Source organism: Amycolatopsis sp. NPDC058340 (assembly GCF_042723975.1).
Lineage (GTDB): Bacteria > Actinomycetota > Actinomycetes > Mycobacteriales > Pseudonocardiaceae > Amycolatopsis.
The window spans coordinates 1-9,051 of record NZ_JBHXIB010000045.1 but is presented as its reverse complement, the minus strand read 5'-3'; the positions used below and the strand labels follow the sequence as shown (position 1 = coordinate 9,051).

7 protein-coding genes are annotated in these 9,051 nt (G+C 70.2%); 2 read left to right on the top strand and 5 right to left on the bottom strand.

The window, feature by feature from the left end; genetic code table 11:
* Positions 1 to 73: 73 nt before the first annotated feature.
* Complete coding sequence (locus tag ACFWIW_RS33060; protein WP_378372074.1) at positions 74 to 3,346, bottom strand: glycosyltransferase; 3,273 nt, start codon at positions 3,344 to 3,346, stop codon at positions 74 to 76.
* Between the two features lie 122 nt (positions 3,347 to 3,468).
* The gene (locus tag ACFWIW_RS33055) at positions 3,469 to 3,852 is read right to left on the bottom strand and encodes a WhiB family transcriptional regulator (RefSeq protein ID WP_007028952.1); all 384 of its coding nucleotides are present in this window, start codon (positions 3,850 to 3,852) and stop codon (positions 3,469 to 3,471) included.
* A gap of 171 nt (positions 3,853 to 4,023) precedes the next feature.
* On the opposite strand from ACFWIW_RS33055, the gene ACFWIW_RS33050 reads away from it, so the two are divergent.
* Positions 4,024 to 4,785, top strand: a complete 762-nt coding sequence (locus tag ACFWIW_RS33050; RefSeq protein WP_378372106.1) for a site-2 protease family protein — start codon at positions 4,024 to 4,026, stop codon at positions 4,783 to 4,785.
* Here the strand turns inward: ACFWIW_RS33050 and ACFWIW_RS33045 are convergent.
* From ACFWIW_RS33045 to mshB, 3 genes are read right to left on the bottom strand one after another with little or no spacing between them, the layout of a single operon-like run.
* Positions 4,769 to 5,575 (bottom strand): hypothetical protein, encoded by an 807-nt coding sequence (locus ACFWIW_RS33045; RefSeq protein ID WP_378372073.1) that lies wholly within the window; start codon positions 5,573 to 5,575, stop codon positions 4,769 to 4,771. The two genes, ACFWIW_RS33050 and ACFWIW_RS33045, sit on opposite strands and share 17 nt — an antisense overlap.
* Positions 5,568 to 5,984: a hypothetical protein gene (locus tag ACFWIW_RS33040; RefSeq protein WP_378372072.1), complete on the bottom strand. Its 417-nt coding sequence runs from the start codon at positions 5,982 to 5,984 to the stop codon at positions 5,568 to 5,570. The genes ACFWIW_RS33045 and ACFWIW_RS33040 overlap by 8 nt, the downstream gene beginning before the upstream one ends.
* The gene (gene mshB / locus ACFWIW_RS33035; protein WP_378372071.1) at positions 5,981 to 6,823 is read right to left on the bottom strand and encodes an N-acetyl-1-D-myo-inositol-2-amino-2-deoxy-alpha-D-glucopyranoside deacetylase; all 843 of its coding nucleotides are present in this window, start codon (positions 6,821 to 6,823) and stop codon (positions 5,981 to 5,983) included. Before mshB ends, ACFWIW_RS33040 begins: the two co-directional genes overlap by 4 nt.
* A 157-nt stretch (positions 6,824 to 6,980) precedes the next feature.
* Between mshB and ACFWIW_RS33030 the strand changes: the two genes are divergently transcribed.
* Positions 6,981 to 8,759, top strand: coding sequence for an ABC transporter ATP-binding protein (locus tag ACFWIW_RS33030; RefSeq protein WP_378372070.1), 1,779 nt, complete (start codon positions 6,981 to 6,983; stop codon positions 8,757 to 8,759).
* Positions 8,760 to 9,051: the final 292 nt, after the last annotated feature.

Below are 9,051 nucleotides of genomic sequence, written 5' to 3'. Positions count from 1 at the left end.
CACCCGCTGTCCTCACGCCCCCCTTTCAGCCGACCACCCCCACAAGGGGGCCCTTCAGGACACCAACGCACCCTCAGGAAACCGAAGAACGCCTCCGCGTGGGAACAGCGGTCAGCAGCGTGAACAGCACCGCCGCCACCTGCGCCAGCAGCAACAGGTTCCGCGTCGTCCCCTGATGCTCCACCACGACCTCCGAAGGCGTGGGCGGCACCGACACCGCCACCTGGTGCCCCCAAGCCCGCACGATCGGCACGGCCTTGCCGTCCACGCTCGCCTGCCAGCCCGCCTCGAATTCCGCGGCCAGCACGAGCAGCCGCCCGGTCGGCCCCTCCGAGACGCGCACCCGCACGTCCGGCAGCCCGGCCTGCACCGGCGCCACCCCTGGCGACGCCCCCGGAGCGCCCTTCCCGGTCACGGCCGCCTGCGCCAGTTCCGGCGAGATCAGCGCCACCTGGCCGCCGGCGGGCAGCAGCCGCAGCACCGGACGCCCGTCCGAGGTCGGCTCCGCCAAAACCACCAGATCGCGCGCGAGTTCGACGAAGGCGCCACCGTCGGCGCCGCTCGGCAGCACGACATACGACACGCCCGAGGCCAAAGCCGCCGCGAAGGCCTGCTTGACGGCATCCGGCGAGCCCTGCAGGAGGTCACGTCGCCACGAGGCGAGCCGGTCGGCGCTGCCCGGCGTCGGCGCGAACTCGTCGTCGCCGAAAGTCGGCAACCGCCCACCGGTCTGCCGGGCGACGTCACCGATCACCAGCACCGAACGCCCGCTCGAAGCCAGTTCCGCGGAAATCTCCGGAGCGAGCGAGGGGCGCGCGCCCGCCCGCAGGGGTCCTTCCCGTCCGGCGACGACCGCGCCGGTCGCCAGCGCCAGCAGCACGAGCACCCCGGCCACGGCCGTGACCTTCGCCAGCCACGGCGCGGGATCGACCCCGGACCCGCCCCGCTGCCAGGTCGCCAGCACCGTCCACAACAGACCCGCGCCGATCACCAGCAGTGGCACCCCGGCGTACCCGGTCGCGTGCGCGCCGCCCGACATCGGCGTCACCGCCACGAACCGCACCGCGACGAGCCCGAGCGCACCCAGCACGACGACCGCGACCCCGCCGCCCGCGCCCTTCGTCGGCCGGACCACCAGCGCGACGATCGCGGCCGCGACCAGCGCCACCCCGATCGGCCAAGCGCCGGGGCCGCCAGGGTCCAGCCCGGCGAGATCGGCACCGGACGCGGCCGTGGCGCCCCCGCCGAGCCCGTGCAACAGCAGTTCCGGATGCCTCAGCAGCACACTCGGCCACGGCAGCAACAGCGCCAGCGGCAGGAAGACCACGATGCCGACCGACGCGATCCGCCGCGCGAGCCCGGTCGGCGAAGGCAGCACCACGAACCCGATCACCAGCCCGACCAGCGCCAGCGCGTGCGCCAGCGGAGAGAAGGCGCCGATCAGCGCCAGCCCGATCGCGCTCAGCGCGGAAACGTGCAGCCAGCGCGAGTCCGCGCGGACCAGCAGCCCCACGATGCCCGCGATCACCAAGGGCAGCAGCAGATGCACGACGACGACGTCGAGCCGTCCCTGCGCGACCGAAGCCGTGGCCGCGGGAAGCACCCCGTACGCCGCCGCCGCGACGGCACGCACCCAGCGACGCACGCGAAGGTGCCGCGTAGCCGCGTACGCGCTCAGGGCCGCGAGTGGGATGTCACCGATCAGCAGGATCGCGACCAGCGCGGCGGGACCACCGATCGGCGTGAAGATCGCGCCGATCGTGCCCAGCACCGGCAGCGTCGCGGGGGCGGGGCTCGCCGTCCCGCCGGCGATCGCGTGCCACGGCGCGAGATACGACGACCAGATCTCGCCGAGCCCGCCGACCGGCAGCAGTTTCCCGCCGAAGAGATCGAGCCCGAGCCGGGATCCGTTGACCACGAACGCGAGCGCCGTCAGCACGGCGAGCACGATCACCGGCGGGGCGAACACGGTCGCGCCGAGCACCCGCTTCCGGTCGACCTCGACGAAGACGAGTTCCGGTTCCGGCCGCCGCCCGCCGTCTCGCGGCACCGGCGACGGTTTCGGCCCCTCCGTCACAGGCTTTTCGGGAACCGCGACCGCGACGACCGCGCTGGGCCGCCGAAGGCCCGTCCCCCGCGAGCCGACGCCGCGCATCGCGCCCGCGGGCAGCGCGCCGGGACCGACCGGACGATCCTGCCCGGCCTTCAACGCCTCCGGCGGGATCCAGGCGCCCTCCTGATCCACACCCTCCGGCACCGTCCCGAGGGCGAAATCCCGTTCCACGCCACGCCGTACGAGACCGACGACACCGGCGCGCACGGCGTTGCGCACCCGCGTCATCCGTCCGGTGAACAGGCCGCGGACCCTGCCGGGCCGGCCGGTCTTCCGGCGTTCCGCGCGGGCCGCGCGCAGCCCGCCGCGACCGCGCAGCAGGTGCCAGGTGGCCCCGAGCTCCGCGCTCGCCTCGCCGGTGCGCCGCAGCAGCAGGAACGCGAGCGCCCGCAGCACCGCGAAGACCGGAATTCGAAAAAGACCGAACCAAAAGGACAGTGGCGGGCAATTGACGAGGAACACCCGGAGCCCGTGCGCGCGGTTCGCCGTGGCGAGGGGAAGGCCGAGGGCGTCCGGTTCGCGCTGTCCGGTGCTGAGCGCGCGGGCGTGCCGCAGCCGGGCCGACGGCACCGAAAGCACCCGGCCGCCCGCGGCGTTGGCCCGCCAGCCGAAGTCGAGATCCTCGCGCAGCAAGGGAAAGCCGGGGTCGTAGCCACCGAGGTCGTGCCAGACTTCCCGGCGCACCAGCGATCCCGCGCTCGGCACGGCGAGTACGGCGGTGTCGTCCTCGTCCGGCGAGATCTGCTGCCGATGGCCGATGGCGTCGGTCGACAAGCCGGCTTCGACGATCAGCCGCGGGTCGCTCCAGTCGACCGCGAGCGGGCCGAGCACCGTCGCCTCGGGCTGTTTTTCGGCCGCTGCCAACAGGTTTTCGAGACAGCCGGGTTCCGGCGCGCAGTCGTCGTGCAGCAGCCAGAGCCAACCGCCGGGGTCACCCCAGCGTTCGACGGCGTGCTCGACGGCCTCCGCGACCGCGGCGCCGAAGCCGACCTCACCGGAAAGTGTGAGAACTCCATCCAAGACCGGCGCTTCGCGGTCGGCCGCCGCGTCGGCGAGGATCTTCGCCGTCCCGTCGGTGGATCCGGTGTCGACGGCGAGCACGTGCCGCGGCCGGACACCGCTGCGCCGCAGCGCGGAAAGCGCCAGTGGCAACCAGTTCTCGCCGTTGTGACAGACCACAATGGCCAGAACGGGGGCCGTGCGCGGCACAGATGACGCGGCAGTGCGAGACAACGGGCACTCCAGATGTGGCGGCGAAGTCGAGTGCCGCCACCCTACGACGCGACCCTGTCACCCGTTGGTGGCCCCACTATGTGGAAGCGATCCCCGGCGCACGAGGCAGCCGGAGATCGCCGTCACACAGCTCGCTTTTTCAGTTTCCTACGTTCACGTTCGGAGAGCCCGCCCCAAATACCGAACCGCTCGTCATGCGCGAGGGCGTACTCGAGGCACTCGTCCTTGACCTCGCAACCGAGGCAGATCCGCTTGGCTTCGCGGGTGGAGCCGCCCTTCTCGGGGAAGAACGCCTCCGGGTCCGTCTGCGCGCAGAGGGCCCGTTCCTGCCAGTCCTGCTCTTCCGCGGAGGCATCGTCGAAAAGCTCGGTGAGATCGCCCAGTTGCTGCTCCGGGACCTCACCCCAACCCACGACTTGCCCCCATTCCCTTCCATCTGCTTCCAACCGCACGTCCGCCTCCTCGCTGTCCACGCACTCCCCAGGCTGGCGGTGTTGAAACACCATCCGCCGCCCCCTTCCAGCGACGAATGACATCACTGTGATTACACCCGTGTAGTGCGGTCAGGTCAAGCGGAGTAGCGAGTTCGGGGGATACTCACGCCTCATCGCGCAAGGGGACACGCCGAGAACTTCACATCGGGCATACGGAAGACTGGAGGGGTGCAGAGATCAGCAGTGCGGCCAAGCCCGATCTTCCTCGGCATCCTCGCGGTCACCGTCCTGGGCGGTGTACTGGCGGCTTTCGGTGATGCGACCACGATTTCCACCCGGCAATACGACCCGCTGACCATCGCCGGCGTCGTCCTGCTCGTCGCGGGCGGCTGGGTCGCGTCACTGACGCTGCACGAGTTCGGTCACGCGGTCGTGGCGTTCCGCGGCGGTGACCACAGCGTCGCCCACAAGGGTTACCTGTCCATGGACGTCCGGAAATACACGGATCCCGCACTGTCCATCATCCTGCCGTTGGTATTCCTCATCATCGGCGGCATCCCGCTGCCGGGTGGCGCGGTCTGGATCGAACACGGACGTCTTCGGTCGCGCGGGGTCCAGTCGTGGGTTTCGCTCGCCGGGCCACTGAGCAACCTCGCCGTCGGCGTCCTGCTGACCCTCGTCGTCGCGCTGGTGCCGATGGCGTCCGGTCTCGTGATCGGGCTTTCGTTCCTGGCGCTGCTTCAGATCGTCACGTTCATCTTGAACATCCTGCCGATCCCCGGCCTCGACGGCTGGGGCGCGATCGAGCCGTATCTCTCACCCGGTGCGAGGGAATTCGGCGCGAAGGCCCGGCCGTGGGCGCCGATCGCGCTGTTCGCCGTGCTGTTCCTCGTGGACGGTGCGAGCCGCTTGCTGTGGCAAGGGTCCTTCGCGATCTTCGACGCCGTCGGCGGTTTCAAGCTCGCGGCCATGTACGGGCAGGACGCGTTCATGTTCTGGAAGTGAGCTCGCCGTCGGGGTGTTCGGTGAACCACTCGTGCGCCCGCTTCCAGACGCGTTTGAGGCCGGACCGCTCGCCGAGATAGTCGCCCGCCATGCCGACCACCGGCAGCTTCCCGAGCGCGCGGTGGATGAGGCGGCCGCGGGGCCGCTTCTCCAGTTCTTCGACGATGCCCAGCAGTCCCCGGCCGAGCCGCCACAACGTGCCGGCGGCGGCCTTGAGGGTGATCTTGCCGTGCTTCTTCTTCGCGTCGTCGAGTTCTTCGGTGAGCTTCGCCGCTTCGTCGTCTTCGGCGGCCTTGTCGTGTTCGGCGTGTTTGCCCGCCGCGATCACCGGATCGATGTCGCGTTCGAAAAGGACCCACGCGATCAGCCGGACGCGGGCGCCGACGTCGGTCACGCCGTACTCCCCCGCGATGGCGCACAGCAACACCCCTTGCGCCGCCGAGCCGAGCGCGTCCTGCACGGGCAGCCGGTCGGCGAGCGCGCCACCGAGGCCGGGGATCGCGGTGATCAGCGCGGTGAACCGGCCGACCCGGTTCACCCACCAGTCGGTCCGCTGGTAGTTCGACATCTCGGCCCACGCCGCGGTGCCGGGCACCTTGACCGAGGTGATCCCGTTGAGCAGCTTGTCCTTCAGCCCGGGTTCGACGCCGTCCAGATCCTCGTGGCGACGGCCCCTGGCCTGCAGCCCGAACGGATCCGCGTCCCGCAGCGCGTCGACCATCGGCCCGCAGGCCCGGACGAACGGCCGCAGCACCGCCACGACCTGACGGTCTGAAATCGCTTCACCCACCGCTGACTCCCTTCGCGACCTTCGACGCGGCGCCCAGGCCTCCGCCCAGCGCCAGCGCACCCGGCAGCGCCCCGCCGCCGATCAGCAGCAGTGCCCGCCAGTCCTGTATCAGCACCAGATCACCACCGGGCCCGGCCATGCCCATCCCGAGTACGACGAGTACCCAGACGAGCAGCGGAATCACCGAAAAGGTGGGCCGGACCACTTTCGCGGTCGTCCGCACCAGCAGCGGGGTGGTGATCACCGCGACCACCACGGTCACCGGCAGGGGCGCGTCGCCGAGCTTCGGCAGCACGATCCCGTCAAGGCGGAGCGGCAGGAAGAACAGTTCGAGCAGGCCGAGCAGGAACGCGTCGAAGGTCAGCAAGGCGAGCAGCAGACGCTGCCGCGAGGTGAGCGGCGCGCTCACTTCGCGAGCCCCCCGAACAGATCGGCCGCGGCGCCTTCGGCCGGTCCGTGTGCGAGCACGAAGTACTCGTTCGGGGTGATCGGCTGCGCGATGTCGTTGCTCAGCGCGAAGTGATCCGCGAGATGCGGTGGGTTCGGCACGCTGACCTGGGTCTCGTGCGCCCGCAGCGCGGCCGCCTTCGCCGCGTTGTGCGCGCTGACGTCCAGGACGGTCGTGATGGTCTCGTCCGGCGTCACCGGCAGTTCGCCGTCTTCGGGGACCCGGAACGACGACCGTCCGCGAAGCGCGGCCAGCCCGGCCGTGACGGCGTCACGGGAAGAAACGGTGTGGAACACCCGCTCGACCGACGCGGCCTTCGGTGCCGCGGCCATGGTGACCTCGTGCGCGCGGATGTGATCGGGATGCCCGTAACCCCCGAAGGCGTCATAGGTGACGACGACCTGGGGCCGGACCTCGTCGAGGATCTCGGCGAGCTGGGCGGCCTGCTCGCCGAGGTCACCGCCGGAGAACGCGCGCGGATGGGCCGCGGACGGCGTCCCGGCCATCCCCGAGTCACGCCAGCGCCCGATACCGCCGAGGTACCGGTGCCGGGTGACGCCCAGCGCCGCGCAGGCCGACGCCAGCTCGCCCGCGCGATAGCCGCCGAGCTGATCGGAGGCCCACGAACCGAGCCCGTCGAGGGACGGCGGGATGATCTCGCCTTCCTCACCGAGAGTGCACGTGACGACGGTCACTTCGGCGCCTTCGGCCGCGTAACGCGCGATGGTGCCACCGGTGGTGATGCTTTCGTCGTCCGGATGGGCGTGCACCAGGAGCAATTTGGGCCGGTCGGAGATCACGGCTTGAAGACTAATTCGAACACGGCGCGCTTTCCTTTATAGGGTGTCGGGAACGGAAGCTCCGAGCACCGACCTTAGTCGGGCGACTCTCGGTTATCCTCGCGCGAGTCACGGGCATTGCGCCGTGACCATATGTACCCCCACGAAGGGCATCTTGGTGAGCACTGAAGCAGCATCGTCGGACCTCGGCGGCGTGTCGGGTTCGGTTCTGTCCATCTCCGACCTGAGCGTCTCGTTCCCGACCGACGAGGGCGTGGTCGACGCCGTCAAGGGCATCGGATTCGACGTCAAGCCGGGTGAGATCGTCGCCGTCGTCGGCGAGTCCGGTTCCGGCAAGTCGGTGACCTCGATGTCGGTGCTCGGGCTGCTCCCGAAGACGAGCCGGATCGCGGGCGAGCTCCGCCTCGGCGACCGCAACCTGGCCGACCTCAAGGAGAAGGACCTCCAGAAGATCCGCGGCAACCAGGTCGCGATGATCTTCCAGGAGCCGATGACCGCGCTGAACCCGGTCTACACCGTCGGCTGGCAGCTGCGCGAAGCCCTCCGCTCGCACCAGGACATCTCGAAGGAAGCCGCCGACAAGCGCGCCATCGAGCTGCTGGAGATGGTCGGCATCCCGAACCCGCCGCTGCGTTTCAGGCAGTACCCGCACCAGCTCTCCGGCGGTCTGCGCCAGCGCGTCGTCATCGCGATGGCGATCTCGTGCGACCCGAAGGTCATCATCGCCGACGAGCCGACCACCGCGCTCGACGTCACCGTGCAGGCGGAGATCCTCGGCCTGCTGCGCAAGCTGCGCGACACCCTCAACACCGCGATCGTGCTGATCACGCACGACATGGGCGTCGTCGCCGACCTCGCCGACCGCGTGGTCGTGATGTACCAGGGCAACATCGTCGAAGAGGCGCCAGTGCGCGAACTGTTCGCGTCGCCGTCGCAGGAGTACACCCGCAAGCTGCTCGCCGCGGTCCCCGTGCTCGGCCAGCGTCCGGAAGGCCGCCGCCTGCTCGATGAGGGCATCTCCGCCGACAGCGACGAGGCCACGAAGATCGCCGAGGAGATCCGCCTCGAGGACTCCGAGCTCGCCGCGGTGATCGAGGAGAACGCGCCCGCGCTCGAGATCAAGAACCTCGTGCTGGAGTACCCGGGCCGCCGCGGCCAGGCGAAGAACCGCGCGGTGGACGACGTCTCGCTGAGCATCGCCAAGGGCGAGATCGTCGGACTGGTCGGCGAATCCGGCTCCGGCAAGTCGACGGTCGGCCGCTGCGCGATCCGCCTGCTGACCCCGACCGCGGGCACCGTGTCGATCGCGGGCAAGGACATCACGAACATGTCGAACAAGGACCTGCGCCCGCTGCGCCGGTACTTCTCGATCGTGTTCCAGGATCCGGCGTCCACACTGGACCCGAAGATGACCATCGGCGAATCGATCGCCGAGCCGATGGTGCTGCACAAGTTCCTGCAGGGCAAGGCCCTGAACGAGCGCGTGGCGTCCCTTTTGGACAAGGTCGAGCTCGGCGGCCACTACCGCAACCGGTACCCGCACGAACTGTCCGGCGGCCAGCGCCAGCGCGTCGCCATCGCGCGGGCGCTCTCGCTCGACCCGGCGCTGCTGATCGCGGACGAGCCGACCTCGGCGCTCGACGTGTCGGTGCAGGCCCGCGTGCTGGACCTGTTCCTGGACCTGCAGCGCTCGCTGCAGTTCGCCTGCCTGTTCATCAGCCACGACCTGGCCGTCGTCGACCTGCTGGCCGACCGCGTCGCGGTGATGCAGCACGGCAAGCTGGTCGAGGTCGGCACGCGTGACCAGGTGCTCCACTCGCCGCGCGAGGACTACACCCGTCGTCTCCTGTCGGCCGCCCCGGTCGCGGACCCGGTGCTGCAGGCCGAGCGGCGTGCGGCCTGGGAGGCGGGCAAGCTGGCCCCGGTGGCCGACTGACGCTTTCAAAGTACCCGAAGGCCCCCTTCGCCGCTCTGTGTGGCGAAGGGGGCCTTTTTTGTGCATCTGGACGGAACTCGCGTGTCTGGAGCCGGATCACGCGTTCCGTGAATGCCGCCACGGAGACACTTAGTGCGCCTTCGCCTCCGCTGATCTCGCTAGAGGCACCTGGCAGCGCGTCGCGAAAGCCACTTTCGCGACGTTAGATGTCCCGAAAGTGGCTTTCGCGGCACCCCGGCAGTGTCCTGAAGCGCGTGAAGGCCCCCTTCCCTCGGCTGAGCCGAGGGAAGGG

Excerpts from the sequence above, each read along its gene's own strand:
- ACFWIW_RS33055 (WP_007028952.1), bottom strand. The coding sequence starts at position 3,852 with ATGGTGTTTCAACACCGCCAGCCTGGGGAGTGCGTGGACAGCGAGGAG.